Consider the following 26599-nt stretch of genomic DNA (forward strand, 5'->3'; position numbering starts at 1 on the left):
ATCTGATATTTAAAGCCCTATCAAAAGCACGGCATAAAAGGGAAGCTATACGCTTCCCTTTAAAATAGTTTTAAGCTGTTTGTGCTTTTAAATTTAACCAGTCTTCTTGTTTTAGCTTGTTCCAAGCAGCAAGAATATGGGCTGGCTTCATTTGCGATTTTCTAGCATTCCAGCTATGTACTGTATTTATAAGCTCTTCATCAGTAATGTTATTACCTTCTAACTCATTAGTGGCAACCCAATGCACAGTTGAAAGTAGTTCCATACCGTTTTGCGACTCAAAGCCTTCTATTAGCCTAGCTACTTTATCAAATCGTTGTTTTGTATCTGGGCATTCTTGCAAATAATTCAGTGCTTCGATAGCTGCATCACCTTTAAGCTCTATAGGCGTATCAGGCTTATTTATACCGTCTGCATAACCGGTAATAAAGTGACCTTCCATTTTATCTAGTACATGGCGTAGCACATCAGCATAAGGGCCATAATGATGCTTTTGAAATATCACTTTATTTAAAGGTTCACCTGCTGCCGTTAAAAAATACACAAGCTTTTGCACTTCTAGTAGCGATAAGCGATAACCAAACCCTGTAGAGGTATAACGCTCCATCAAACCTAAAACGGCGGCTCTACCCAGCGTCATATTGGGTCTTTTAGTTTTATTAGGCATCGCCTTTGTGCACTGCTCATTCATTTTGTTGCATTTTGATTAACTAATCCAAGCTCTATACGTTTAACTTTCAGTACTTGAAGGCAGCCCTGCAGCTACATCCCTAAAAGCAACTAGTGCGGCTTCTAAATGGTCGATAATCTCTTGCTGTAAAATATCTGGTGCTGGCAAGTTATCAAGGTTATCTAAACTATCATCTTTAAGCCAAAATACGTCAAGACTCGCTTTATCACGGTTAATTAGCTCGTCATAACTGTAATATTTAAATCGTTCAGTTTCTTCGCGAACATGACGGTTTTCTGGGTTATAACAAGTAATGAAATCTTTTAAATCATTAAGTGTCATAGGACGCTGTTTTAGCGTGAAATGTTTATTGGTTCTTAAATCATAAAACCAAATACCTTTAGTATGAATTTTTTTATCATGGGCAGCATTGTCAAAAAATACAACATTAGCTTTAACACCATTAGCGTAGAAAATACCTGTTGGTAGCCTTAAAATAGTATGCACATCACAATTGTTTAACCACTTGCGGCGAATGCGCTCTCCTGCTCCACCTTCAAATAAAACGTTGTCAGGTAAAACTACCGCTGCTTTACCCGTATCCTTCAAGCTAGAAACAATATGCTGTAAAAAGTTTAACTGTTTATTGGTTGTGGTCGCCCAAAAATCTTGTCGTACATAGGTTAACGCATCTTTATCTTCGCCACCTTCAGCATTAGTAATAGTCATGCTGCTTTTCTTGCCAAATGGTGGATTAGCTAACACGTAATCTACTTTATCCTCGTCTTTTACCTGTGTAAGTAAAGCATCAGCGCGTTCAACGTCAGGCTCACCATCTATGCTGCCGATGTTGTGTAAGAATAAGTTCATTAAACACATGCGACGAGTAGAGGGTACGATTTCATTACCACTGAAAGTTTTATCACGTAAAAATTGAACTTGGTCTTTATTCAATTTTGATTTTGCAATGGTGTTCTCATCATGCTTTGATGGATTCCAATGGCTCATGTCTTTTTCTATCCATTGTTCATCACCGAATGTGATCCAATCACTTGCGGTTAAGAAAAAGCCACCTGTACCGCATGCAGGATCTGCAATGGTTTTTTTCGGCTCTGGTTGAACACAAGCCAGCATTGCATCTATTAATGCACGAGGCGTAAAGTATTGGCCAGCACCACTTTTAGTATCTTCAGCATTCTTTTGCAATAAGCCTTCGTATAAGTCACCTTTTGCATCTGAATCTAAGCTGATCCAATTCTCATCATTAATCATCTTAACAATACGAGCTAGCTTTGCAGGATCGGGAATTTTATTTTCTGATTTATAAAAAATAGCGCCAATCATGCCGTCTTCATTGGCCAGATTTTTTAAAACTTTACGGTATTGCTCTTCTAGCTTTTCACCCGTTAAGCCTTGTAAAGTTCCCCAATTAAATTCAACGGGCACTTTAGTATCGCGTGAATAAGGCGGCAACGCATACTCATGTGCCATTTTTAAAAATAGCAGGTAGGTTAACTGTTCTAAATAATCACCGTAGCCAACACCATCATCTCGTAATGTATGACAATAATTCCAAACTTTTTGTACTAATGCGGGTGCATTCATTTTTTACTATCCAAGCCTGATTGACTGCATTCAGGATCACTGCTGTCTAAAAGAGCGGGATTATACCGACTTTTGGCAGAATTAATCGCATCTTGTAAGCGTTGATGCAATATTTCCCGTTTCGGTAACACTGCTAAGTATTCAGCTACGTGAATACCCGCGTCATCCATTTCCAGTAATTCGATTTGCTCTTGGTTCTTTTGCGCACACAAAATAATACCAAGCGGTGCTTGCTCACCCACTTGGCGTTCATATTTATCTAGCCAGCGTAAGTACAACTCCATTTGGCCTTTATAGTGGGGTTTAAATTTCCCTAGCTTTAAATCAATAGCCACTAAACGCTTTAGTTGACGGTTATAAAACAATAAATCGATATAAAAATCATCACCATCAAGCTGAATACGTTTTTGCCGAGCAATAAACGAAAAACCAGCCCCAAGCTCAAGCAAAAACTGTTCAAGCTCGCGCAAAATGGCATCTTCTAAATCTTTTTCGAGGTAATGGTCATTCAGTCCTAAAAAATCTAACACGTATGGGTCTTTAAGTAGCAACGCTTCTGAAACAGGTTGTTGCGTAGCTAATTTTTGTAACTCTATTTTTATTAGCTCTTCAGGCTTTTTAGACAAGGCCGTACGTTCAAATAACATACTATTAATACGATCATCTAAGGTACGCGCGCTCCAACCTTCTACCGCACACATTTGCGCGTAAAATTCACGTTGTAAAGGGTCTTTTAAATGAATTATTTGTTTAAAATGCGTCCAGCTCAATTTTGCACGCAGTGCGTGCACAATCTGTTGCTCAGGGAATATTTCGTAAAATTGCACCATATATTGCAAATTACGCTTGCCCCAGCCTTTGCCTAGCTCACTGGTAAGTTGGGCCGATAAGTTAGCAATAACCTGTTTACCGTACTCAGCGCGCTCACCCTTTAACACCGCTTGGTGAATACGTTGGCCAATTTGCCAATATAACATGGTTAATGATGCATTAACCGCAACCGCAGCTTGTTGTTTAGCTTGGGAAATTAAAGCTTGGATATCTGAAAACAGTTCAGGCTCAACGGTAGGTTTTGACATTAAGCGCACTCCAATAAATCTTCTATCCATTCTCTATCTTGATAACCTTTTACCATCTTCTTCGCAAAGACAGAGAATGGCGCGTCAGATGCAACAGCTCTGGCAATGTTATCAAGATTAGTTTCAAACGCTTTAGCTATAATTGCTTTCCCAGTATTGAGCTCTGGATATAGTTCATCACCAGTTTCTATCCAGTCTCTAATATCTAAAGCTAACTGCCTTCTGGCTTCATTTAAGTCAGGGTGATCTAAATGGTAATATTTAATCGAGCGTACAACTCTTTCATTTTTAACCGGAACATTTGGATATTTTGCTCGTGGACGTCCATCATCATAAAAATCAAGCAAACTAATATCTGTTGTTTTGCATGGATCAATTAGCAAATATTGTTCAGTATTGCGTTGAACTCTGTTTGCCGCCCGTGCACCGCTAACAAGAGGGAAATGATCTCCTTTGCCTTCACTTTCACCCGTTTCAGGGTTCTTTCTAATGCTGTTACAAAAAGTGCAAGCAAAACGAAAATTTTCATAATCAAGCGCAAACCAAGGGTAGAGGCTTTTGGGACGAAAGTGATCCACCGCGTTGTCTGATCTATCTTCCCTAGACTCACAGTACCAACACTTATTATTAGACAAATCCTTTAGTTTCTGCTTTAACTCAGACCAAATGGCGGAAGCGGCTTTAGCCTCGATGACACCATTATCAATGTCAGTTTGCTTACTTAATGCGCGAGTCCGCCACTCTTGAGAAGGATTAAGTTTACGCAAATCAATTCTTCTCATCTTCGCCACCGCTTTCTTGTTTAAGCTTTGCTAGAACCTGTTGGATTAATTTTTTACTCACAGCGCGTTTTTCATCTGAAGGTAATTTATCGATCTTTTGTTTATCCTCAGCTCGCGAATCGAATTCATAACGTGCACGCAGATACTCTTCAAACACTCTATCGCGGTTTGAGAATCTAAATCCGAGATTATCTAACTCTACGTTGATGGCTTGCAGATCTGCCTTTTCAGCTGGAGATAACGTTTCATCTTTAGCGGTAATTTGCCTTTTTCGCTCTAATAAATCTTCAGTATAACTATCAACTGATGTCGCCAAACCAAACATGTCGCTGGTAATAATACCCGCGTAGCCCATGCCTCTGGGGTCAAAGTTCGGCTTATGCGATTCAATGGTGCGGGTCTCATCATCGCGGCTTAATATTTGTACCTGATCGCGAGTTAATTCGGCGATAGCAATCGGGTTGTGGGTGGTTAAAACGATATGGCTGCTGTTTTCGCCTTTAGAGCCCGAGGTGACAAACTTATTGAGATAATCAATGTAATCCACACTCCACTTTGGGTTTAAGTGGGTATCAGGCTCATCCAGTAAAAACAGGCTTTCTTCTTCTGCAGTAAATCTCAGTAGGCCTAGCACGGTTAATAGCTGCTGCTCACCTTCGCTTAACTCACGAAAAGTCACGCTGCCATCGTTCTTTTTCAGCTTAACGCGAATACGCACCTCACTGATAAGCTCAGAAACATAAGTGCTTTCTAATTCTTGAAAGAATTCACTAGTTGGTTTATCCCCTACCAAACGCTCTAAAGATTTCAAGTCTTTGACATAGAGATAAAGGTGTTCAAGTTCTGTTGTATTCCAAAGGCTTTTTTGAGTTTTTCTCTTAATGCGAATTGGCGCCATTGCAATATCATAAAGGCCAGATAAAAAATCTCTAACAACCCCCCTAGACATCCAAAATCTAGGATCTCCATCCGATGCATTGGACTTCCAAGGAGGCTGATTTAAAACAAACAATACCGAATCTATACCAACCTCAGTGTCTATACCAAAGTGGTTTTCAAGAAAGTCAGTAATAAAATCATCACGATTTAGCATAAAAGCAAGCAATGCAAATTGGCTATGTACGGGCTTGGCATAGAATAATTTTCGTAATCCAGGGTTTATACCATTCCTGAGATTTTCATCATATTTCTCAAGATAAGGAAGAAACACATCATGCATACGCTCACTATGACCAGAGTAATAACCAAAAATATATTTTGGAAGGAAATAATCCCTTTGCTTTGTAAACTCCGCTAATGAAATTTTTTCGTAATTTTCTTTATTCGTAATATCATCTTGTTGATCAATGCTGTAGTAGCTAATGGTGTATTTAGATGCTGAATTATCGGGTTCAGCTTTGATTCTTATCTTCTTTCCATAACATAAATATTCAATTTCATAAGCAAAGCTTGGATTCTCTGGTTTAGAATGGGTTCCTTTTTTTTGCGGTTTACCTATTAGTTCTAGGAATACTGTTGCCAATGCCTCAAGTACATTTGATTTACCTGTACCATTCCAGCCGATGACTAAGGTGATCCATTCTTGTTCTTCAAAGTCGATAGTGACATTTTTGAGGTTTTTAAACCGCTGGCGTTCACCTTCGCGATCTGATCCGATTGTAAATGAGGCTAGGCGCATTAGTCTTCCTTAACGTTTTGCGTGATCAATTTTAATTGGTCGAAGTCACCGAGGCGCTGAATTTGGATTCTGCCAGTTTTTTCTAGTTTGCGCAGTTCAGCGTAAATTTCTTCGATACGATCGGTTGAAGTACCATCAGCAATGCCACATTTTTGAAAGGCATTTTGGGCATCAATCCAATCGTTTTCAGCGGTTAACACTTCAAGTAAAGTATTCATGATATCAACTTTTTTAGGTTTTCTCGGCTTACGGGGTTTAGGTATTTTGGCTAAAGCCTCACGCTCTTGTTTGATTTTTTTAAGCAATACCGAAGCGGGTTCATCATTAGAGTCCTGCGGTACAAGCTGACCAGAAAAAGCCGACTTTAATATGTTTTTTCGTTGAGCTTCGGATTGTTTTAAAGCAACCTTTATATCTTCGATTTGCTTATCTATTCGATCATATTCTGAATGAAGAATATCGGAAGCAGCTGTTTGCTCACTTTCTGGTAAAAGTGGAACTGGAATAGAATGCAGAATCTTTTGATTCAAGTTTTGCATGGTGGTGCCAACACTAAACTCGGCTAAAAAGTCTTTGGTTCTTTTTGAGCTGAGAACCCACGTGTAGAACTCAGGATTTAGACTTTTAAGGACACGAATGAATAAACTACCAGTCCCACAAAGCCAGCCATCTTCTTTATCAGAAACCAGAGCGCACCTACCCATTTCACCTCTTCGACCGATGACAATATCACCTTCAGACATAACATATTTCTGCAAGCTAGACAATTTATCTTCAGTAATTGAAAGATTATAATCCGGCTCGATTTTTAGGTTTTTAATATGTGTAGGATTAATTAACGGTATACCACCAGAAATATAATCACTTTTATGTAACAAAGAACCAAATGGTCCAATCTGAATTAAGTCAACCAGTTGAGATAAGCTCGCCCACATCCAGCCTTCAGGCAATTTGGGCAAATCGGTGGTGTCGGGCTGTACGGGTTCGGGGTATTTATCTTGCCAGTTTTTAGGGGGCGTTTTGCCTTTTTCGGCAAACTCGGTAAGCTTTTGTTGCTGCCACTGTTCGCGGCGCTGCTTTAAAATGCGTGCTAACAGTTGCTCGCCTGTTTCTTGCACTCGGTCGCTATTTTCGGCGCGCCATTGCTGGGTCAGCGAACCTTCAACTGCACTTTTTAGTAGCGACTGACGGTATTGGTTAAGTTTGTTTTGTGCAGCTTTGAGCTCTTTAACACCTTCATCTAGCTCGGAGAAAAGTTCTTCGAGTTTGTCGACGATGCGATTTTGCTCTTTGTATGAGCAGATAATAAATGGCATTTTACATAAAGCAGATTTTGTTAACTTCAACCGTGTTGAACCTGATACATAGTCGCGATAATCAACATGGTTCATTTGATGCAAAATGAATTTATTAGCAACCAACCCATTTAAGCCACGCAAAATATGCGCGTGATTGTTAACCCAAAACTTACCGTTAGCTAGATATGCTTTGTTCTTTATAGGATCAAGAAATGGTGCTGCATCTTCACCCACTAGTACAGATTCTTGGTCTGATAAGAAATCGTCAATCCAACCCACTTGACCTGTGGCACCGTAATACGGATATAAAGAACTGTGATCTTTATTTTCTGTTCGAGTATTTCGTTCGGAATTATTAATAGGCTTGCGTTCATTATCATGAATTTCTACGACTTCACCTAACTCAAATTGTCGCCATTTTACAGGCAATTTTTCTATTTCACTCACGCAATTAATTCCTGATTTATTTCAGCCAATAGGCTATCTAATTCGTTATTTTGGCCGCTGCTGATTGAATTGCTAACGGAAAATAAGCCCCAAGCTTTTTGTAAACCGCCGTCTTCAGAAAAGGGGCTGAAATTATAATCATCATGCTCAATGCCACTCATGGCGGCAATATGATCTTTTATCAAACGTAGCATTGGATTTGCGGCTCCATAAATACAGTGGAATGCTGGTGCTGGCATGATGAAGTAAAGTCCTTTTTTCTATCTAGGTTTCTATATTTTTAAGCTTAGAAAGCTATAGGCCAGCGAGTTTAAAGCTTACCAGTTTACCCTGTCCAGCCTATCAACAAGCTGTTATTTCATTAAGCTTTAAGTACTCAACAAGCTCTTGGCTCGTTAGTATTTAGCCACTCATTGCTTTATTTCTCACGGTGAATAAAAGTAGAGTATGAGAAAGTTACGGAACATTCAACTTAATGCTGCAAAACACACATAAAATCGCTTTTAGTAAGTGCGACATAGAAGCACAGGTAGTGAAATCCGGGTTTTATATTGTTTCGTTTAGTGCTTAAAAAAGCATGACCGGTTTAGTTTGGGCTTTACTCACCGCATATAAATAAACTAAACCCATAACGCACCATATAAATAGTGGCAAATTTTAAGTGATTTAGGTATGTGTACTATTTTTACAAGTGCTAGTCGTAATTGCGCTATACTGACGCAAATTTTTTCAGATTAGTTGTTATGGCTCTTAAATCCACCATTATGAAAGTGCAGTTATCGCTTAGCGATATGGACCGCCACGTTTATCAAGATTTTAATTTAACCTTGGCTCAACACCCATCAGAAACCGATCAACGGTTGATGATTCGCTTACTCGCTTTTGCGCTAAATAGCTGTGATGGTTTAGAATTTACTAAAGGATTAAGCGCTGATGATGAGCCTGAACTTTGGCATGTAAGCTATAGTGAAGAAATAGAACTATGGGTTGAGCTTGGCTTACCAGATGAAAAACGCCTTAAAAAAGCCTGTAATAAATCTAAAAAAGTGGTGCTATATACTTACGGTGAAAACAATCAAGCAATTTGGTGGCAAAAACACCAACCTAAATTGTATGAATTTAAAAATCTAAGTATTTTTAGCCTTGATTATGCAGCAACACAAGCACTTGCTGCTTTGGTTGATCGTGGAATTAAGCTCGCCATTACCATTCAAGATGGTGAAGTATGGGTAAATACCGATACAACCAATATTGAAATAAAACCGCTGCAATTAATGTAATTACGGTAGTTATACCAATTGCATTAAATTAGTTATCTATTATAGCGACAAATAAATAAGTCGATAACAAGGCGAAAATTATGACATATAGTTGTTCTATATAAATAATTTTTAACGCAGGTAGCGGATTATTTAATACGCTAGAATGATCATGTTTTTAATAAAATTGGTATTAGGGAGCATATGAAAGTTAAACACGTTATTGTTTTACATGGCTTGTATATGTCTGGCTTTGTTATGCGCCCACTTTGTTCACGACTTGAAGAATCGGGGATGACGGTATTAAACATTACCTATAATACGCTCGACCCTCACCGCGATACCATATTTGCACAAATTGATGAGTGTATTTCTAACGAACCTGCAGCGCTTGTATGCCACTCAATGGGAGGGCTTATTGCACGTGCTTACCTAGAGGCAAACTCCCCTGCTAGCCAGAATGTTACGAAGGTAATTACACTGGGTACTCCACATAAAGGCAGCCATATAGCGCAAAAAATGAAGCAAAAAGGGTTTGAATCATTTTTAAAAAATAGTGTTGAATTTTTACTCACTAAAAATGGTAATTGGCCTTTTAAAGCTAAGCTTTACAGTATTGCGGGCGATTTACCTATTGGGCTTATGCCCTTAATAGTCAAAGGTAGCCAGTCAGATGGCACTGTATTACTAGATGAAACCAAACTTAAAGGTATGGCCGAACATAAAGTGTTTCATTTAAGCCATACCAGTATGATTTACTCGCGCCAAGTACTCGATTACATTTTAAAGTGCTTAAACGAGAAAGATTAATCCTCAGCATTGGCTGCTATTTTATAACTAATTAAAAATACCACTGCCAATATAAGCGGAATCGGCGCCGCAATGTAGCCAAAAAAATCTGAGTTCGCAAAGCTTGCACCCGCTAAGTGCGCTACTAACCCAAGTACAAATGCGATGACTGCAATTCCTACCACTATTAACTCTGCTTTATTTTGTTTCGCTGTTTTTGCATGCATGTTATCTCTCCTAATTATTTCGACAACATTATTATGCGCCGTTAGGGTGAATGATTTTTGACCTGCATCAATAAAAAAATAGCTAAGTTATTACCTTGAATAAAGTTTGTTTTAGATCATGATTTATATACTTTTGAGGTTTATTTACTTTTGAGGGGTAGTATTTTTATTAATCAGACCCACTTCTATTAATAGTCTAAAGTGAATATAGGTATCAAAAACAGCTAATAGGTTAAAACTATTAACTAGATACATTTAAACGATTTTACTAATTTATCGAAATTAGTAATACTTATCACAAGTTCACAAACAAACGGTTATTCAGGAGCAAGTTATGTCACATGTAAACGCAATTGGTCTAAACAGCGCAAAAAGCGAAGACATCATAAAGTCACTCAATACATTATTGAGTAGCTACCAGATTCAATACATGAACGCGCGTGGCTTTCACTGGAATATTAAAGGCCGTAACTTTTTTGAACTACACGTTAAGTTTGAAGAAATTTATAACTTACTACTTCTAAAAGTAGATGAAGTTGCAGAACGTATTTTAACGTTAGATGGCGCACCTCTACATGCATTTTCTGATTACCTTGAAGTAAGTAAAATTAAAGAAGCTAAAGGTATTAGTGATGGCGTTACAGCCGTAGAAAACCTACTTGCTGGTTACAGCACATTAATTCACATGCAGCGTGATATTTTAAGCCAAGCTGGTGATGCAGACGATGAAGGTACAGCCTCACTAATGAGCGATTACATCTCAGAGCAAGAAAAATTGGTTTGGATGCTAAAGGCTTACTTAGACTAAACCAGCAAAAAAAAGCCCTCAATGAAGAGGGCCACAAATAGGGATAAATCGTTAAATAATCAAGCGATTCGGTTACTATATTAGTCTCCTCCCAATACTAAACAACGCCCCTGTTACCAGTGGCGTTGTTTTTGGTTTAAGTGGGCACAATGCTCATATATTGGGATAAACAATGTATAAGCATTACTGCTCTTATTATTTTTTCCAATAAAAAAGCCCCAGCGATACTGAGGCTTTGTGAACGTAACTAATTAAGTAACTATATTAGTGTCGTTATTGTTGGTTAGAATTTACTTCTAAAACCTATGTAGAATGATTGACCAATTGGGTCGTACGTACCAGCATCAGTTTCAGTACCAGTACTTGAACCGCTCACACCCGATAAAATGCGTGGTGGCTCTTTATCAAATAAGTTACTTGCACCAGCGTAAAGCTCTGTTGAATCGCTGATATGGTAACTTGCTTGAACATCATGATACGTTACTGAACCAATCCCTACTCCACCTGGAGCAATACCAAAACCACTTAAGAATTGATCATCAAAGTCTGCAGCGCCAATGTAAGTTAAGCTCCAGTTAAAATCAAAGTCGTTAAGTTTATAACCAAAGTTCCAGTTAGCTTTATGCTCTGATGCACCAATTTCTCCAGCAAACTCATCTTTATCAGCGCCTGGAAGTGGAATGCTATAACCATCGATTAGGTAAGTATAAGCAAGACGAGTTCTAAACGCACCAGGACCAATATCAGCAGAGTACGTTAGTGTTAAATCAACACCTTCTGTACCTAAACCACCACTGTTAGATACACCACTGTCGATAAATTCTAGTGAACCAGCACTATTATTACCTGATGGCGCACTACGACGAGTTACAAAGTCACAAAAGCTTGTATCGCCGCCGCCATAACATTGGTCAAGAATAAACTGACGAGGTGTTGATACTATTGCATCTGTAATTTCGATATCAAAGTAATCAAGCGTAATATCTAGTCCTGATATTAGGTTTTCTGGTGTAAATACTAAACCTACTGTTACAGAGTCACCAACTTCTTCTTTTAAATCTTGGTTACCACGGTTAAAGCCACTAATGCCTTGTAAGTCAGACTGGTTAAGCGTGAACTCACCATTTGAAGCGATATTAGTTGTAACACCACCATCTGTTCGACAAGCATCACCAGCAGCACCACCGCCACTATTAGTAACACCTAAACATGGATCGTTTAAGCCACTTGGGAAAGTTTGTGAAGGCGGAGAAAATAGTTCATCGATATTTGGAGCACGTGTTGAACGAGCACGAGTAGCACGTAAACGTAAGCTATCCATTACTTCCCAATCAACACCCACATTCCAACTTTCAGTGCTACCTACAGTTGAATAGTCAGATAAACGAACAGCTGCGTTCATTGTTACAGTATCAAGCACAGGGATATTTGCTTCTACATAATACTCAGTTACATCAAACGAGCCTTCTGTTGCTGGGATTGCATTACCCGCATTAAGACCTGCTTGCTGTAGTGCATCAAATTCACTGCGTGAAAATTCTTCGCGGTATTCAAAACCAGCTGCAATACCTACCGTACCTGCTGGTAAATCAAATAAATCACCTGAAATATTACCACCAATGATTTCTTGCTCAACCGACGTTGAAAGTGAGCTAGGTGCACTTACAAAATCAATAGCACCTTGCGATAACGAATTAAAACCATAAATGTCTACTGGTGCACAATTAAAGCCACGTGCTGTCGCATCGATACAGATAGCCTCATCAGTAATACCATCACCATCTAAATCTTGGCTATCGATCACAGCTTCTAAACCTTGACGGAAGCTTTGTACATTAACTAGACCGCCTGAAACTTGTTGCTCTTTTGTTTTACCGTATACATAGTAAGTATCGTAAAACCAACCATCGGCTATTTCACCTTGAAAACCAAGTGCTAAACGGAATGTATCACGCTCTGCTCGTGCTCCACGATTACCGATATCACTTAAACGTTTTGCAAAGAAGATATCTCGTGCGCCATCACCATCGGTATCGGTTGCTGCGTTATATATATCGTCTGGAACAAACGCGTTACGTAAAAGCTCACCGTTTACATTAAATTCAATTGGTACCTGGCCATTTGCATAAATGTCGTCAGAGGCAAAAGGAAATGGCTCTAATTCAGAAACGGTTGTTGTTGCAGCGTAAGTGCCTTCATAAAAAAAGCTATGCTTGTCGCTTAACTCGTAGCTACCATTTGAGGCGAATAAGTAACGCTCTGTAGGTATTGCTATTGTACGTACACCGCTTCGGTTAAAACCATTTGCAGCTACGCCATCGCCGCCATTAGTACTAAATGAGTTTTGTAGGTTGTTTGCATCATTAAATGTAAATGTTTCATCCCCAGCGCTAAAACGACCTTGTGGTGGAAATGAAGATAAAAACGGGCTTACTGCATCAAATACAGAACCTGGATTTGCTACTGGATCATCTTCGAAGAAAATACCTGAAAATTGGTCTACCGCTGAGCGATCACGATCACGTGAGAAAACAGCGCCTTGATCAGAGTAACCAAGGTGAAACATTGCGTGTCCTTTACCATCTGAGCTTGATAAGCCTGAGGTAAAGTTAAATTGGCGTGACTCATCATCACCTTCACTCGATTCACCGTACTGACCATCAAACTCAACGCCTTCAAAGTCATCTTTTAAAACAAAGTTAACTACACCAGCAACAGCGTCAGAGCCATAAACAGATGAAGCACCACCTGTCATAATTTCAACACGTTCAATAAATTGGCTCGGAATAGTGTTTAAATCGACAGCAGAGCTACCTGGTACACCTGATACATAACGACGACCGTTAACTAATACCAATGTACGGTTAGAACCTAAATTACGTAAATCTACAGTCGCAACACCTGCACTCGCTGTACTAAAGTTTGAGTTAGTACGACTGATTGCCGGTGAACCAAATGCTGGATTATCTAGTAGTAAATCTTGAATATTTAATGAACCAGATGCGTCGATTGCTGTGCTATCTACAACTTGAATAGGCGCTGATGACATCGCCTCAGCTGAACGAATGCGAGAGCCTGTAACTTGTACACGTTCTATTTTAGTAATTTCGTCATCTTCTGCAGCCACACCTTGAAATGAAATGCTTGCAAGTATCGCGCTGCTTAGCGCAACTGTTAACGACGATTTTTTAAATAATCGCGCGCTACCTTTGTTAGTTAATGTCATATAATTCCCCTGAATTGTTATTTTTGTAACTAAATAGTTACTTCGCGGATTACAGTAAGGGGATTTATTTAAACACTCTACGTACGTTATTTATTAGGCGTAATCTTTGGTATGAATAGCTAGTTTGATGGGACGAATTAGTACGTCACAATTATTTTATAAATATATTGTACTTTTCATAACAGTTTTTCCGCTAAGCACGGTCTTTATTATTATATACAGCAAGAGATATAAAATAATGGTCGCTTCTTTTCATGCATTAACTTTTGTTAGTAACACTAAGTTTGCAACATTTTTAACAAAGCGCGTGCAAGAGCACCGACACTTTGAATCTCAATCTTTTATTCAGGCAAACAGATTAGATCAGATAGATACAGATCAATACAACGTACTGTTTTACGAACTAACTAATCTGGCAGACCCTATGCAAATAGTGCATTTAACAGAGCTAGCTAAAAAGCTTAAGTTAGTCATTATTGCCCAGTCGGGTCATTTTGCGAGTTTTGCTTTTGAAGTTGGCGCTGTTGATTTTTTAATAGTAGATTCAACTGCACCACGTATTGATAAATGCTTTGATAAACTAATTCACCTTTGCCCGATTGCAAGCGCGGCCGAACGTCAATATCAACAAAGCACACAAACCGAAAAACCATCATCACATATCGTAGTTAAAGATGTAGGTAAGGTAAGGCTAATTGATATAAAAGATATTATTTGGATTAATGGTGCGGGCAATTATGTAGAGCTGCATTTTACCCAAGGTAGTACACCGGTATTACACCGCGAAACCATGAAAAATATTGAACAGCAGCTAGAGCCAGAAGGGTTTATTCGTATTCATCGCTCAACGCTGGTAAGAAAACAAGCTATCTGCGAACTAATGCCTACTGACAGTGGCGATTATAAAGTCAGACTTAAAAACGATATGTGCTTAAACCTTTCAAGGCGCTATAAAGGGTGTTTAGAGAGTATTATAAGCCCTCTTCAGTAGCGGTTTATAATACTCATATTAATTACCAGTTCTGTTTTATATAACTATCACTTGGATGCACTAATAAATAGCTTTCGGTATCTTTATAAAAATTAACTTCTACATCGCTATTTTTCCATACTTTTTCAAACATGTTTTTAGCTATGATATTAATGTTTATATAGTCAACTCGTTGATAGCCACGTTCTTTTACACCCGCAAAATAGGCCTCTAACGAATCAAGACTATCTAAAGTTAACAGTTCAAACTCTTTTAAGTTAACAATCACAAACTTAATCGTATTTTCAGGGTGAGTGCTCAATTCTTGAATAACACCATTAGTTAATGATGTTATACCTTCATTGTTAAAGCTCCCCTTCAATTTTAAATACATATGAGGGGGCTGTGAACAAATCTGAAATTCGCCATGTGCTCCAAACATAAATTACCTTATATATATCAACGTCTATATATAGAGTAATACAATTTTCCGATTTTGCAGTTAATTTAACAGCGCAATAAAAAAGGCCATTTCGAGGGCTTTTTCTTCTAAGCTTTTAAAACGACCTGATGCACCGCCATGACCTGCATCCATATCGGTTTTAAATACTAAAATATTACTGTCTGTTTTAAGTTCACGCATTTTTGCAACCCACTTCATAGGCTCCCAATACTGTACTTGTGAGTCATGAAGACCGGTAGTAACGAGTATGTTCGGGTAGTTTTGTGCGCTAATATTGTCATAAGGCGAGTAAGCTTCTATCACATCATAAAATTGAGGCTCATTTGGATTACCCCATTCATCGTATTCATTTGTTGTGAGCGGAATACTCTCATCAAGCATTGTGGTTAATACGTCTAAAAATGGTACATGACAGCCAACACCGCAATATAACTCTGGTGCCTGGTTTACAACCGCTCCCATTAATAAGCCACCGGCACTGCCGCCTGAGGCAAACACCTTATTGCTATCACAATAACCTTGATCAACAAGCGCTTTTGTCACATCAATAAAGTCACTAAAGCTATTTTGTTTATGCTCTTTTTTACCTTGCTCATACCATTTGCGACCTAGCATTTCAGAGCCTCGAACATGCGCAATAACATAAACAAAGCCACGATCGAGCAAGCTCAGTGACGAACTAGAAAAACTAGGATCAATCGTATAGCCATAGGCGCCATAGCCGTATTGAAATAACGGATTTGTGCCATCTTTTTTAAAGCTGTCTTTTCGATAAACAACAGACACAGGTACTTTAACTCCGTCGCGAGCAGTTACCATTAATCGCTCCGACTGATAGTCATCGGCATTAAAACTACCGAGTACTTTTTGCTGTTTAAGTAGTGTTTTTTCGCCAGTTGCTAAATCAACATCATATAAAGAACCTGGTGTTGTTAAGCTTGAGTAATAAATACGCGCAGTGCGAGTGTCTGGCTCTGGGTTCATTGCTATTGCAGCATAATAACAAGGATCGGCAAACTCAAGTGCCATACGATCCCCTAACCTATTAACAACTACGAATCGAGCTTGCCCTTGCTCGCGTTCACTCAATACCAAAAAGTCATTAAATAACTCTACACCTTCAAGCAGTACATTTTCTCTGTGAGCTGTATGCTCAAACCATTGTGTTTTATCAGCAATCGTTTCGTTTGTTGCTGTCATTAATCTAAAGTTTTTAGCTTGCCAGTTAGTCACAATATAAAATGTGTCACCTAGCTTATCTACGTCAAACTCGTGGCCATCTTCACGCGGCATTAATGCTTTAAATTCGTCAGTGGGCTTATTAGCATCAAGCACCCATGTATCGTTGGTCTCTGTCGATGCTAAATCAATAATAATTAAGCCTTCGTCGCGGCTTTTACCAAGCCCCATAAAAAAGCTGCTGTCTTGCTCTTCGTAAACCATTACATCTTGGCTTTGCTCGCTGCCAAGTTCATGCCTAAATACTTGGTATCCTAGTAGCGTTTTTAAATCTTTTTTTACATAAAAAACAGTTTTATTGTCGTTAGCCCAAACAACCTGCCCTTCTGTATTTTCAAGTACATCAGGTAGCATTTCACCGGTCGTTAAGCTTTTAAAGCGAACATTATAAATACGACGACCTTCAGTATCTTCAGAGTAAGCCATAAGCTGCTCGCATGGGCTTAGTGCGACTTCGCCCAGCTCAAAAAACTCAAATCCTTCAGCTAATACATTCACATCAAGTAAAAGCTCTTTATTATCGGCCTTTATGCTCGTACTTCTATAATGACGCGAGTATTCATCATCACCACGAACTTCTGAGTGATACCAGTATTTCCCGTCTTTAACGGGTACCGAGTTATCGTCTTTTACAATGCGTGCTTTTAACTCTTCAAAAAGTGTATTTTGGAGTGGCTTCATTGCAGCTAACTGTTCATCGCAATACGCATTTTCAGCATGTAAATGTGCAAGTACTTGCTCATCCTGACGATCGTCATCACGCATCCAATAGTAATTATCAGTGCGTATTTTATTATGAGTACTTAATGTATGGGCTTGCTGTTTAGCAATCGGGAAATTAGGTAATAAACTTAAAGAATAGTCAGGACGAGACACAACAAAACCAATTAAAAAAATAACGTGATTTACAGTTTATCATAAAAATAAAAAAGCCCATCCAATAGTTGGATGGGCTAAAACGGTAAACGCTTCATTACTAAAACCGCTATACCTTTGGGAAGATAATTCACTAACAGCCTTATATTTGCTGCCAAGCCATAGCCCAACTTTGTCCAATACCGGGCTCGAACATAAACTTTTTATCGTCACTCGCGCGGCAAAACTCATTAAATGGCCAAGGCCTACATTGATAAATATGCCCTGTTTTTGGCTGCAATACCTTTGTACCCGCATTATAGTTTTCACAATTTTCAGGGTACACGTAATCATAAGTATCAAGGTTATTAACAACACGCTCATCGCATTTTGCAATACAATGAAAATCGACATGCGCTTTACATATACCACTGCTTTGCAAAGCAAAAATTTCATTGTTTCTATAGGCAACAATTAAACCTTGTTCGGTCATTTTACCTGCGCTAACAAGAGGTACATGCACGTTAATATGCTCGGCAATTAAACGTGGCCATGCGTGAGGCTCACCTTGTTCAAGCGAGGTGATTTTGTAATCAAATGATAAACTAACTAGCTCTCCTTGCATGTCATAAAAGGTTACACTCACCACATCGCCAATAAACAATTGGGTATGATGATTTAAGCAACCTATTGTTGACCACTTTCCACAGGCCAACGACGTATGCATAAACACGGCAACACCTTAAGAGTTACAAAATCTTATCCATACACTATGGATACACAAAAAATACACTGAGGGCAAGTGATACATAACAACACGTTATGCAGTAGTCCCGCTACCATAGCTTTATAAAAAGCCTTAGACCGGAAACTTTGCGCCCTAATCTTTCGATTAGTTTGCCAGCAATGCGGCGATTATAATTAGGCCCCGCATAAAAATCAAACAAAAGAATGTAACAAAAAATAAAAACCAACCCTTTAAGGTTGGTTTAATGTGTTTTTAACTAAATAAATAAGTTAAAGGTTCTTTCGCCCACGTAAATATCAGCAACACCAATAAAGATATAAATATTAGCCACGCAGGCCAAGACGCTTTTGTTACTTTAGCCACAGAGTCATCCGCTTTTAACTCTTTTGAGCCTGTGATCATCGCCTTAACTAGCGGCTTACCTTTTATTCTATAAACAATAATAGCTAATACATGTAGACCAATAGCATAAAGTAAAATGTCAAAATTCAGCTCATGTAGCCAATTTGCAAAATCAATCGTATCGCTAGACACATATTGAGCAAGCGGGCCGTCAGTTAAAATGCCATCACTACTCATTAACCCGGTAATAAGCTGCGTAATTATAATTATAAAAAATACCATTACCATACAACTGCCAGGTGCTGAATGACCTAGCGAGTCGCTTGGTGTCTTTAGTGCCTTTAAAATAGCACGAGGAGAGTGCAGCAACCCACTTAATCTCGCGGTTTTACTTCCGATAATGCCCCATATTAAACGCGTTACGATGAGTGCTAAAGTAAAGAACCCAGCAACAAAATGAAGCTCAATCATGCCCTCTTCAATACTAAAATAAAGCACCGCAATACTTACAACCAAAAACCAATGAAAGCATCTAATAAACCCATCCCACACTTTTAACGTCGTCATTGCGCCTATCCTTAAAAAAACAGTATTATCTAATTCGTTAACTACTTTAACATCATAATATTAAGGTATCCTTATGAGCCATTCTACAAGCCGTGCGAGTAAATATCATGCAACCAGTTAAAAAAGCTATTTTAAAAGGCTTTTTAGATATGCTACCACTGTGTTTAGCTGTTGTTCCTTGGGGCATTTTATGTGGTTCTTTAGCGATTCAAAATGGCTTTAGTGCACTAGAAACCCAAGCAATGTCGTTATTAGTCTTTGCAGGCTCTGCACAGCTTGTTGCGATTGAACTTATGGCGGGCAACACACCATTGCTCACAATTTTATTCACAACATTTATTATTAGCTCTCGGCACTTTTTATACGGTTTAGCTGTGCGTCATAAGGTAATTGACCAACCTATGCGTTGGCGCTTACCAGTAAGTTTTGTATTAACCGATGAGCTATTTGCATTTTCTCACCATAGAAAAGCGTACAGAACAAAAACACGTTTAATATACGCATTGAGCGCTGGTTTTAGCTTTTATATTGCATGGAATATTTGGACGTTAATTGGCATTGTAGCAGGCACAATGCTGCCCGACTTAACTAATTTAGGGCTCGACTTTGCCATTGCTGCCACGTTTATAGCTTTGGTTATTCCGGGCATTAAAAATTTGGCCTCACTCGTTACGGTAATTGTAGCAGGCATTAGCGCAACGCTTTTAAAAAGCACAGGATTTGAGTTATGGCTTGTTTGCTCAGCGCTGCTGGCAATGGCCGCAGGTTACAGCACAGCAAGACTAACCACTAAAAAGGAAGTAACGCCATGATGACGACTATTTTACTCATGGCGTGCATTACATTTTTTACGCGTTATTTATTTTTACACCGTGCTTTGCCGTTTAAAGTAGGCCCTAAAATGCAGCAATTTTTAAGCTTTAGCGCACCAGCAGTGCTTACAGCAATTTGGGTGCCTATCGTGTTTTTGAATGAAGATGGCATTAACTTAAACTGGCAAAACCCTTATTTAAGCGCAGCAATAGTCGCCATTATTGTTGCCTACAAAACACATAATATTTATTACACTACGCTTGCCGGTATGGGGCTATTTCTAATTTTAAATTAGTGCGATCTTTATACTTTATGAAATACTGCACTCAGGTTAAAATGCGGCTAACAACAATAAAAAAGACGCCAATATGCACGAATTTCATCAATTAAGCGCAACAAGCTTACAGGGTCAACCGATCAACTTTAATGATTTTGAAGGGAAGGTTGTGCTTATTGTTAATACCGCAAGTAAATGTGGATTTACCTACCAGTACGAGTCACTGCAAGCTTTGCACAATAAGTATGCTAGCCAAGGTTTAGTTATTCTGGGATTTCCGTGCAATCAATTTGGTCAACAAGAACCCGGCGACGCAACGCAAATAGAGCAAGGGTGCTTAATTAATTTTGGTGTGAGCTTTTTAATGGCGGCCAAAGTAGATGTAAACGGTGAGCATGCACATCCTGTATTTCGTCACTTGAAATCGGCTTTACCTGGTTTTTTAACACGTAAAATAAAGTGGAATTTTACTAAATTTTTAATTGCCGCAGATGGTACGCCAATTAAACGTTATGCACCTTTTACTAAGCCCGAAAAGCTAGAACTTACAATTCAAAAAGCATTAGCACAGGCTAAAAGTACGCTTTAAAAAGTAATAAAGAGGCGCAAGGCCTCTTTATTACCAATACTATCGAAACTTAAACATACGCATAACTGCACATTTAAACTCTCAATATTAATTGGTATTTTATTTATACTAGTGAAATTTAATCGGTGTAATCGCTTAAATCGTCTTCGCCTAGATTTTTACGCAAGCGTTTTTGCTCAAGGTAGTCTTCCAACTTCTTTTTAACCTTTTGCTTGTTCTTATCGTGTTGATTACGTCCGAGCATTTCGTACTCGTCTTCAACAAAATCGTCATCTAGCGCATCGTAACTAAATGTCTTACCCACAACCCACTCCATAAAGTGTTTGAGACCAACCAAGGATTTTATTATCGCAATAGCCGGTAAAATTAAAAATGTTTAATGCTAAAGTGCTCTGCAAATTAACATCAAAATAAAGCCACGCGACTACTGTAAATAGTCTTCATGTCAGTAATGTGAATAAATAGCGCTAAATTTGAATTGAGGAAAGTGAGAGTTTTTTATCGTATCGATAAATAAAATTTATTAATTTTTATTAGTTAGCCAATTTGACTAAAAAATAGCTATTTATTAATTATTTTGACTTGCTAAAAAATAAAGAAAAACACTTAATCAATTGTTTTTTATGAAAAAATAAAATTGGCATCAAACTTGTTATTAATTAATCGTCATCAACAAAAAGTAGAGAACAAACATGAAAAAATTACTATTAGTTAGCGCATTAATTTGTACGCCAGCCGCTATGGCTCATAACGACAACGATTCTGCAATTTCATTTAGTAACGATGAATGTAACGTCGAATTTAAAAACGATGTACGTATTAAACCAAACGAATTAGAAATTTTTACTGCCAATAATAAAACTATGCAATTTAATGCCCATGGTGACTTAACCGTAAATGGCGAGCTTGTAGCGCTTAATAGCTCACAACGCGAAGCACTGAATAAGTACTCTGACAGCTTACGCACTCAATTACCTGAAGTAGCTAACATAGCGCTTGAGGGTGTTAAAATTGCCGGTGTGGCATTAGAAGAAGTAGGCAATGCATTTAATATTGACGGTCTTGATAATATGTCTGAGCTTATGGACGACATTAAAATTGAGGTAGAAAACACATTTTACCAGCAAGGTACATTTGTAATGGGCCAACAAAGTTTTAATCAATTTGGCGAAAACTTTGAACAACAATTTGAGCAGCAGATAGAAACAGCAGTTGAATCAGCAGTAATGCAATCAATGGGCAGTATTTTAGTGGCTTTAGGTTCTGAGTTACTTGGTTCAGGCGGCGATATGGATGCCTTTGAACAACGCATGGAAAATATGGGTGCACAAATAGAAGAAAAAGTAGAGCTACATGCAAGCGCACTTGAAGAGAGAGCTAACTCTTTATGTGAAAACTTTGCTGATATTGCAAAACAAGAAGAACAATTAGTAATGCAAGTGCCAGAGCTTAAAGGTTACCAATTATTTAGCTTTAAACAGAATTAGTACAGCAAACGTTATTTAACATCCCTTTGGCAGCACTTAAGTTTACTTAAATGCTGCTTTTTTGTGTTTCCCAAAGTTATACCAACCTGCATAAATCTTTGATCAATTTAACGAATTAAATTGCACTATAACTTCGTTAAAAATTTTTATTTAGAACAACTAGATACAAAAACTTTTGCCTAGTTCTAGCGTAATTTTCTTAACGTTAAATAGACCCCATATATAAGCAGATTGGTATTACTTTTTAGCTAATAAAGTAAGCTTACCCAGAGTAATAATGGCTTGCTCTATCTGCTCGCTCCACGGCACACCATAACTTAACCTTACGCAGCTTTTATACTTATTAGAGGCTGAAAAAATAAGCCCAGGGGTAATACTAATACCAACCTCAAGAGCAAGTAAAAATAATTTTTGACTATCGTACTCGCTTCCTAAATCTAGCCACATTACACAGCCTCCTTTTGGATCGCTTATACGTGTATTTTTTGGCATAGCTTGTTGTAAACACCATCGCATACGCTCTTTGTTATCGCGCAGGCGCTGCCTGAGTACCTTTAAGTTACGGTCGTACTCGCCGCTGGCAATAAATTCTGATAACGCCCATTGGTTTATTAACGAAGCGGAGCAACTTAGTGCTCGTTTATATCGCCGCGCTTGTGTTGCAAATTTACCGGCAACGACCCAACCCACACGATAGCTAGGCGCTGCGGTTTTAGAAAAAGATGAGCAACTGATCACTAATCCTTTTTTAGAGTACGCTAAAGCAGGTGTGCCTCGTTTTGCCGTAAAATATAAATCGCCGTATACGTCATCTTCAATAAGCACTACGTCGTGGCTTTCGAGTAACTCCACCAGCTGCTGCCTGTTTGTATCTGGCATAAAGCTGCCCACAGGGTTACTAATTGCTGTCGAGAATAAACACGCTTTTATGTCATGCTCATTTAAAGCGCGCTCCAAATCGCTTAACCAAATGCCATTATCTGGGCACAGTGGTATTTCGAGCGCTTTAAGCCCTAAGCTTTCTATTAGCTCTATAATCCCGTGATAACAAGGTGTCTCAATAGCCACTACATCGCCTGGCTTTGTCACGCACTTAAGCGCAATAGCCATGGCCTCTTGCGCACCATTGGTGATAACAAGTTCGTCCATATCAATGCCAATACCAAAATCTAAATAGCGATGCACTAATTGCTTTTTCAGCGGTACAAACCCATCTGTTGGGCCATAGTTTATGGCTTTACTGCCCGCAATTGTCATTACACGGCGCATGTTTCTGGCGAGTGCTTTATCGGTAGGTGCTGCGGCAATTGGGTTAGCGATACCAAAAGGGACTACGTTCGCTTGATGAATCGCGCTGTACACCTGCTCTATTAAGGCTTGTTTATTTACCACAACAGGTTCGCGACTTAATTTAACTCGCTTAGGTAAATTATGCGCCATGCTAACGACTTTTAAAAAATATCCTGATTTTTCACGCGCCTCTACTAACCCTTGATCTTCAAGTGACTGGTAAGCCTGTTTTACAGTGGGGATACTTATGCTTAAGTTATCTGCCATTTTACGCAGTGATGGAAGTTTTTCGCCGGGGAGTAAAACTTGTTGAGCGCTCATATCTCTAATCAACTGAATAACTTGCTGATATAAAAACTCATGCCCTTGGCTATTTTTTTGTCTTATCATCACACACCAAATCTGTATAGGTTACATTTTTACTTTTCTGTATATGGTAAGTATACAGATAGGTCTTAAAATAGCCATTCAATCGGGCTTTGGAGACTAACCATGAAAAGTGCAGCGCTATACATTACAACTGTTTTAATTTGGGGCTCAACTTGGTTAGCCATAGAGTTTCAGTTAGGTGATATTGCGGTAGAGTTATCGTTATTTTATCGCTTTGCTATTGCAGCGCTTTTAATGTGGTTATATGTAGCGTACAAAAAACCCGACATGCGATTTAAGTTACTGGATCATGGCTTTTTTGTTTTATTAGCCATTTGTAATTTTGGATTAAATTATTTAATGCTTTACTGGGCACAAAATCACCTTACCTCAGCCATGACCTCTATTGCCTTTTCAATGCTGCTGGTTATGAACATAGTCAATACTCGGTTATTTTTTGGTAAGCCAATCTCAAAACGAATTTATACAGGTGCTGTACTCGCTGTATTAGGTATTACGTGTCTGTTTTGGCCACAGTTACAGCAGTTCGACTTGAGTAATGGTGCATTGGTCGGGTTACTACTTGCCCTTGGTGGCACCTTTGTGGCTTCATTAGGAAATATGGTAAGCGTTCGTAATTCTCGTAAACAAATTGGTGTATTGCAAGGCAATGCATGGGGTATGTTATACAGCGCTATAGGCTTGGCTTTATATGTATTAATGAACGATGTGCAATTTAGTTTAAACGCTCCACCAAGTTACTGGTTATCACTACTTTATCTATCAATATTTGGCACTGTAATCGCTTTTGGTTGCTACTTTGCTCTACTTAGAAATATAGGCCCTGAAAAAGCCAGCTACGTTATTGTTTTATTCCCATTAGTGGCAGTAACACTGAGTAGCTTTTTTGAAGGCTTTGAATGGCACGCAAATACCTTTGCAGGATTTAGCCTAGTGCTATTAGGTAACGCCATTGTGCTTACTCCAACAAAACGAATTAACGCCTTTTTAGCTAATAGAGCAATGGCTAAAAGTGGCTCCGTCCCCAGTTAGACGCGTTATTAACGCAACTAACGTAAAAGCGCCTACCCTACTGTAGGCGCTTTTTTATTGGCATATGAAAAAGTAAAGCCTGCCCATGTACACTAATAACGGCAGGAGTTTTACCTACCAGTTCACCATCTGCTTCAATCAATAACCCTTCAGTTTTTATGGAAGCTGTATTTAAGCGACTGTAGTTAAGGTTTTTTATATGCTGATGGCGCTTAAAAAACAACTTCATGAAGCTTATTACATTATAAAAAAGCCCACCCGATCGCATTTGATAACACTCAAGCAGCCCATCAGTTAAATCTGCTTTTGGCGCTATTTCTAGACCACCACCAAAGTACTTATGATTAGCAAATACGGTAATTAAATTTTTATACTGCCGAACATCGTTATTAAACGTACCTTGTAACTGCTGAGCTTGATAATAAAATAGCGCTTTAATGCTCGTCCAACTGTAATCAAAAGATGAAAAGCTAGTTTTAGCATTAATCGCTTTAACTACATGGGCATCAAACCCTACCCCTGCAATATTAATAAAATAGCGGCTATTAATTTTTCCTACATCAATTGCTGTCGGTGTATTAAATAATGCCTTTCGCCAATCATCTTCTTTGCAACTAAACCCTCTCGAGAAATCATTACCTGTACCGCAAGGCAATAATGCTAACGTACAGCTACTCCCTATTAACGCATTAACCGCCAAGCTCAATGTACCGTCTCCGCCAAGTACAACTACTTTGGTAAATTTACTCAGTAGCAACCTTATTTGAGCGCAGTCATCGTTAAAGTTTCCCGTTGTAGTAAACATACAATAAGAAAAACTGCGTTTTTTACAAATGCTTTTAAGCCACATTAGTGATTTTTCACTCTGTTTTTTTGTACTTGGTTTAATAATTATTAGTAGTGACAAGCTTTTGTTTCCAACAATGTATTTAAGAACGAATAAAAAAGAGTTTAATTGAGTTTTTTTAATCTGAATAACTAGTCAAAAAAGGTTGTGTAAAATGCATATAAATAAATAAAAAAACACAAAAACACCAGTATTGGCGAGAGTAAAGACGATTTTATTTTAACTATTTATGCAAAAACTATAATAAAAAACACTGAACCGCACGTTAATAGAATCAACAAGGATTAGTTTAACTAATCCGTCAGGCTCAATTTTTATCGTTGTCTTTTTAATCAAACAACGTGCAAAATGCACGCGATTTCAACATATACAACCCGGAGCAAAATAATGAAACCAATTAACACATTAAATCAAACAGCAGCAGCTCAAGTAGCAGTTAAACCAACTAACCGTAAAGCAAGAATGTTAGCTAAACTTAACACTATTGGTAAAAGACTAGCACTTAGCGGCGCAGCTCAATATAAATAATCACCCAACCATGATTATTTTTCGGTGCAGCGAACACTCAACCACTAAATGAAGTCACTTATTTAGCTCCCCTTGTTTGCTGCAACCTATTTATTTTATTAAAAATTGCCTTAATTTCCCCTTATTTACAAAAAAAGCCTCATTTACGTACGTTTTTTAGGCAAACAGTCATTTTGCTATTTACACAGCGGTATCACCTAAGTATTATTCTGCGTCACGGAGAGATGGCAGAGTGGTCGAATGCACCGGTCTTGAAAACCGGCATGGGTTTATAGCCCATCTAGGGTTCAAATC

Annotated in this window: 26 protein-coding genes and 1 riboswitch; of the genes, 10 read left to right on the top strand and 16 right to left on the bottom strand. The window is 38.5% G+C overall.

Features of this window, described 5'->3' with window-relative positions:
- Positions 1-70 precede the first annotated feature (70 nt).
- Genes I6E85_RS16760 through I6E85_RS16790 form a run of 7 tightly spaced genes read right to left on the bottom strand, consistent with a single transcriptional unit; the run spans position 71 to position 7798 of the window.
- On the bottom strand, positions 71-691 hold the full coding sequence (locus tag I6E85_RS16760; protein WP_231621084.1) for a hypothetical protein: 621 nt from the start codon (positions 689-691) through the stop codon (positions 71-73).
- 39 nt (positions 692-730) lie between these two features.
- The gene (locus tag I6E85_RS16765; RefSeq protein WP_197237163.1) at positions 731-2275 is read right to left on the bottom strand and encodes a class I SAM-dependent DNA methyltransferase; all 1545 of its coding nucleotides are present in this window, start codon (positions 2273-2275) and stop codon (positions 731-733) included.
- On the bottom strand, positions 2272-3354 hold the full coding sequence (locus tag I6E85_RS16770; RefSeq protein ID WP_197237164.1) for a PDDEXK nuclease domain-containing protein: 1083 nt from the start codon (positions 3352-3354) through the stop codon (positions 2272-2274). Before I6E85_RS16770 ends, I6E85_RS16765 begins: the two co-directional genes overlap by 4 nt.
- Positions 3354-4136 carry an HNH endonuclease gene (locus I6E85_RS16775; protein WP_197237165.1) on the bottom strand — a complete coding sequence of 261 codons (783 nt, stop codon included), beginning with the start codon at positions 4134-4136 and terminating at the stop codon, positions 3354-3356. The genes I6E85_RS16770 and I6E85_RS16775 overlap by 1 nt, the downstream gene beginning before the upstream one ends.
- The gene (locus I6E85_RS16780; RefSeq protein ID WP_197237166.1) at positions 4123-5814 is read right to left on the bottom strand and encodes an AAA family ATPase; all 1692 of its coding nucleotides are present in this window, start codon (positions 5812-5814) and stop codon (positions 4123-4125) included. The genes I6E85_RS16775 and I6E85_RS16780 overlap by 14 nt, the downstream gene beginning before the upstream one ends.
- Positions 5814-7559 carry a restriction endonuclease subunit S gene (locus tag I6E85_RS16785; RefSeq protein ID WP_197237167.1) on the bottom strand — a complete coding sequence of 582 codons (1746 nt, stop codon included), beginning with the start codon at positions 7557-7559 and terminating at the stop codon, positions 5814-5816. The genes I6E85_RS16780 and I6E85_RS16785 overlap by 1 nt, the downstream gene beginning before the upstream one ends.
- Positions 7556-7798 (bottom strand): type I restriction-modification enzyme R subunit C-terminal domain-containing protein, encoded by a 243-nt coding sequence (locus I6E85_RS16790; protein WP_197237168.1) that lies wholly within the window; start codon positions 7796-7798, stop codon positions 7556-7558. Before I6E85_RS16790 ends, I6E85_RS16785 begins: the two co-directional genes overlap by 4 nt.
- Before the next feature lie 504 nt (positions 7799-8302).
- Here I6E85_RS16790 and I6E85_RS16795 point away from each other — a divergent pair.
- Together I6E85_RS16795 and I6E85_RS16800 are read left to right on the top strand one after the other, a co-directional pair.
- Positions 8303-8839 carry a YaeQ family protein gene (locus I6E85_RS16795; RefSeq protein WP_024593828.1) on the top strand — a complete coding sequence of 179 codons (537 nt, stop codon included), beginning with the start codon at positions 8303-8305 and terminating at the stop codon, positions 8837-8839.
- 183 nt (positions 8840-9022) lie between these two features.
- On the top strand, positions 9023-9628 hold the full coding sequence (locus I6E85_RS16800) for an alpha/beta fold hydrolase (RefSeq protein WP_010554854.1): 606 nt from the start codon (positions 9023-9025) through the stop codon (positions 9626-9628).
- Here the strand turns inward: I6E85_RS16800 and I6E85_RS16805 are convergent.
- On the bottom strand, positions 9625-9834 hold the full coding sequence (locus tag I6E85_RS16805) for a hypothetical protein (protein WP_007579816.1): 210 nt from the start codon (positions 9832-9834) through the stop codon (positions 9625-9627). The two genes, I6E85_RS16800 and I6E85_RS16805, sit on opposite strands and share 4 nt — an antisense overlap.
- Positions 9835-10168: 334 nt before the next feature.
- On the opposite strand from I6E85_RS16805, the gene I6E85_RS16810 reads away from it, so the two are divergent.
- The gene (locus tag I6E85_RS16810; protein WP_004334993.1) at positions 10169-10642 is read left to right on the top strand and encodes a Dps family protein; all 474 of its coding nucleotides are present in this window, start codon (positions 10169-10171) and stop codon (positions 10640-10642) included.
- A 283-nt stretch (positions 10643-10925) separates the two neighbouring features.
- Here I6E85_RS16810 and I6E85_RS16815 read toward each other — a convergent pair whose 3' ends face one another.
- Entirely contained in the window at positions 10926-13868 is a 2943-nt protein-coding gene (locus tag I6E85_RS16815) for a TonB-dependent receptor (protein WP_165722827.1), read from the bottom strand.
- A 238-nt stretch (positions 13869-14106) separates the two neighbouring features.
- On the opposite strand from I6E85_RS16815, the gene I6E85_RS16820 reads away from it, so the two are divergent.
- Positions 14107-14859: a LytTR family DNA-binding domain-containing protein gene (locus I6E85_RS16820; RefSeq protein ID WP_007579810.1), complete on the top strand. Its 753-nt coding sequence runs from the start codon at positions 14107-14109 to the stop codon at positions 14857-14859.
- Positions 14860-14881: 22 nt separating this feature from the next.
- Here I6E85_RS16820 and I6E85_RS16825 read toward each other — a convergent pair whose 3' ends face one another.
- The 4 genes from I6E85_RS16825 to I6E85_RS16840 all read right to left on the bottom strand — a co-directional run bounded on the left by I6E85_RS16825 (position 14882) and on the right by I6E85_RS16840 (position 19052).
- Entirely contained in the window at positions 14882-15280 is a 399-nt protein-coding gene (locus tag I6E85_RS16825) for a hypothetical protein (RefSeq protein WP_007579808.1), read from the bottom strand.
- Positions 15281-15340: 60 nt separating this feature from the next.
- Entirely contained in the window at positions 15341-17416 is a 2076-nt protein-coding gene (locus I6E85_RS16830) for a S9 family peptidase (RefSeq protein WP_197237169.1), read from the bottom strand.
- A 142-nt stretch (positions 17417-17558) separates the two neighbouring features.
- Complete coding sequence (locus I6E85_RS16835) at positions 17559-18122, bottom strand: chitin-binding protein (protein WP_197237170.1); 564 nt, start codon at positions 18120-18122, stop codon at positions 17559-17561.
- Between the two features lie 96 nt (positions 18123-18218).
- A riboswitch (cyclic di-GMP riboswitch) is annotated at positions 18219-18307 on the bottom strand.
- Positions 18308-18395: 88 nt separating this feature from the next.
- Positions 18396-19052, bottom strand: coding sequence for a cytochrome b/b6 domain-containing protein (locus I6E85_RS16840; RefSeq protein WP_197237171.1), 657 nt, complete (start codon positions 19050-19052; stop codon positions 18396-18398).
- A gap of 107 nt (positions 19053-19159) precedes the next feature.
- Between I6E85_RS16840 and I6E85_RS16845 the strand changes: the two genes are divergently transcribed.
- From I6E85_RS16845 to I6E85_RS16855, 3 genes are all read left to right on the top strand, one after another.
- Positions 19160-19864 carry an AzlC family ABC transporter permease gene (locus tag I6E85_RS16845; RefSeq protein WP_024589490.1) on the top strand — a complete coding sequence of 235 codons (705 nt, stop codon included), beginning with the start codon at positions 19160-19162 and terminating at the stop codon, positions 19862-19864.
- The gene (locus tag I6E85_RS16850) at positions 19861-20160 is read left to right on the top strand and encodes an AzlD domain-containing protein (RefSeq protein ID WP_004335020.1); all 300 of its coding nucleotides are present in this window, start codon (positions 19861-19863) and stop codon (positions 20158-20160) included. The genes I6E85_RS16845 and I6E85_RS16850 overlap by 4 nt, the downstream gene beginning before the upstream one ends.
- A 73-nt stretch (positions 20161-20233) precedes the next feature.
- Positions 20234-20731: a glutathione peroxidase gene (locus tag I6E85_RS16855; protein WP_101216222.1), complete on the top strand. Its 498-nt coding sequence runs from the start codon at positions 20234-20236 to the stop codon at positions 20729-20731.
- Positions 20732-20849: 118 nt separating this feature from the next.
- Here I6E85_RS16855 and I6E85_RS16860 read toward each other — a convergent pair whose 3' ends face one another.
- Complete coding sequence (locus I6E85_RS16860; RefSeq protein WP_007579801.1) at positions 20850-21035, bottom strand: PA3496 family putative envelope integrity protein; 186 nt, start codon at positions 21033-21035, stop codon at positions 20850-20852.
- A gap of 388 nt (positions 21036-21423) precedes the next feature.
- Here I6E85_RS16860 and I6E85_RS16865 point away from each other — a divergent pair, with 388 nt between their 5' ends.
- Complete coding sequence (locus I6E85_RS16865) at positions 21424-22218, top strand: YggN family protein (protein ID WP_197113382.1); 795 nt, start codon at positions 21424-21426, stop codon at positions 22216-22218.
- Between the two features lie 237 nt (positions 22219-22455).
- On the opposite strand, the gene I6E85_RS16870 is transcribed toward I6E85_RS16865, so the two are convergent.
- On the bottom strand, positions 22456-23898 hold the full coding sequence (locus I6E85_RS16870) for a PLP-dependent aminotransferase family protein (RefSeq protein WP_197237172.1): 1443 nt from the start codon (positions 23896-23898) through the stop codon (positions 22456-22458).
- Positions 23899-24000: 102 nt separating this feature from the next.
- On the opposite strand from I6E85_RS16870, the gene I6E85_RS16875 reads away from it, so the two are divergent.
- Positions 24001-24930: a DMT family transporter gene (locus tag I6E85_RS16875; protein WP_007579798.1), complete on the top strand. Its 930-nt coding sequence runs from the start codon at positions 24001-24003 to the stop codon at positions 24928-24930.
- A 37-nt stretch (positions 24931-24967) separates the two neighbouring features.
- Here the strand turns inward: I6E85_RS16875 and I6E85_RS16880 are convergent, their stop codons facing one another.
- Positions 24968-25837, bottom strand: coding sequence for a diacylglycerol kinase family protein (locus tag I6E85_RS16880; RefSeq protein ID WP_197237173.1), 870 nt, complete (start codon positions 25835-25837; stop codon positions 24968-24970).
- A 327-nt stretch (positions 25838-26164) separates the two neighbouring features.
- Between I6E85_RS16880 and I6E85_RS16885 the strand changes: the two genes are divergently transcribed.
- Entirely contained in the window at positions 26165-26305 is a 141-nt protein-coding gene (locus I6E85_RS16885) for a hypothetical protein (protein WP_004335040.1), read from the top strand.
- The last annotated feature ends 294 nt before the right edge of the window (positions 26306-26599 follow it).

The sequence above is a fragment of the Pseudoalteromonas sp. NZS71 genome, from assembly GCF_015864715.1.
GTDB lineage: Bacteria > Pseudomonadota > Gammaproteobacteria > Enterobacterales > Alteromonadaceae > Pseudoalteromonas > Pseudoalteromonas arctica.

Coding starts and splice junctions, on each gene's coding strand:
- I6E85_RS16760 (WP_231621084.1), bottom strand. CDS start 691: ATGAATGAGCAGTGCACAAAGGCGATGCCTAATAAAACTAAAAGACCC.
- I6E85_RS16765 (WP_197237163.1), bottom strand. CDS start 2,275: ATGAATGCACCCGCATTAGTACAAAAAGTTTGGAATTATTGTCATACA.
- I6E85_RS16770 (WP_197237164.1), bottom strand. CDS start 3,354: ATGTCAAAACCTACCGTTGAGCCTGAACTGTTTTCAGATATCCAAGCT.
- I6E85_RS16775 (WP_197237165.1), bottom strand. CDS start 4,136: ATGAGAAGAATTGATTTGCGTAAACTTAATCCTTCTCAAGAGTGGCGG.
- I6E85_RS16780 (WP_197237166.1), bottom strand. CDS start 5,814: ATGCGCCTAGCCTCATTTACAATCGGATCAGATCGCGAAGGTGAACGC.
- I6E85_RS16790 (WP_197237168.1), bottom strand. CDS start 7,798: ATGCCAGCACCAGCATTCCACTGTATTTATGGAGCCGCAAATCCAATG.
- I6E85_RS16795 (WP_024593828.1), top strand. CDS start 8,303: ATGGCTCTTAAATCCACCATTATGAAAGTGCAGTTATCGCTTAGCGAT.
- I6E85_RS16800 (WP_010554854.1), top strand. CDS start 9,023: ATGAAAGTTAAACACGTTATTGTTTTACATGGCTTGTATATGTCTGGC.
- I6E85_RS16805 (WP_007579816.1), bottom strand. CDS start 9,834: ATGCATGCAAAAACAGCGAAACAAAATAAAGCAGAGTTAATAGTGGTA.
- I6E85_RS16810 (WP_004334993.1), top strand. CDS start 10,169: ATGTCACATGTAAACGCAATTGGTCTAAACAGCGCAAAAAGCGAAGAC.
- I6E85_RS16815 (WP_165722827.1), bottom strand. CDS start 13,868: ATGACATTAACTAACAAAGGTAGCGCGCGATTATTTAAAAAATCGTCG.
- I6E85_RS16820 (WP_007579810.1), top strand. CDS start 14,107: ATGGTCGCTTCTTTTCATGCATTAACTTTTGTTAGTAACACTAAGTTT.
- I6E85_RS16825 (WP_007579808.1), bottom strand. CDS start 15,280: ATGTTTGGAGCACATGGCGAATTTCAGATTTGTTCACAGCCCCCTCAT.
- I6E85_RS16835 (WP_197237170.1), bottom strand. CDS start 18,122: ATGCATACGTCGTTGGCCTGTGGAAAGTGGTCAACAATAGGTTGCTTA.
- I6E85_RS16840 (WP_197237171.1), bottom strand. CDS start 19,052: ATGACGACGTTAAAAGTGTGGGATGGGTTTATTAGATGCTTTCATTGG.
- I6E85_RS16845 (WP_024589490.1), top strand. CDS start 19,160: ATGCAACCAGTTAAAAAAGCTATTTTAAAAGGCTTTTTAGATATGCTA.
- I6E85_RS16850 (WP_004335020.1), top strand. CDS start 19,861: ATGATGACGACTATTTTACTCATGGCGTGCATTACATTTTTTACGCGT.
- I6E85_RS16855 (WP_101216222.1), top strand. CDS start 20,234: ATGCACGAATTTCATCAATTAAGCGCAACAAGCTTACAGGGTCAACCG.
- I6E85_RS16865 (WP_197113382.1), top strand. CDS start 21,424: ATGAAAAAATTACTATTAGTTAGCGCATTAATTTGTACGCCAGCCGCT.
- I6E85_RS16870 (WP_197237172.1), bottom strand. CDS start 23,898: ATGATAAGACAAAAAAATAGCCAAGGGCATGAGTTTTTATATCAGCAA.
- I6E85_RS16875 (WP_007579798.1), top strand. CDS start 24,001: ATGAAAAGTGCAGCGCTATACATTACAACTGTTTTAATTTGGGGCTCA.
- I6E85_RS16885 (WP_004335040.1), top strand. CDS start 26,165: ATGAAACCAATTAACACATTAAATCAAACAGCAGCAGCTCAAGTAGCA.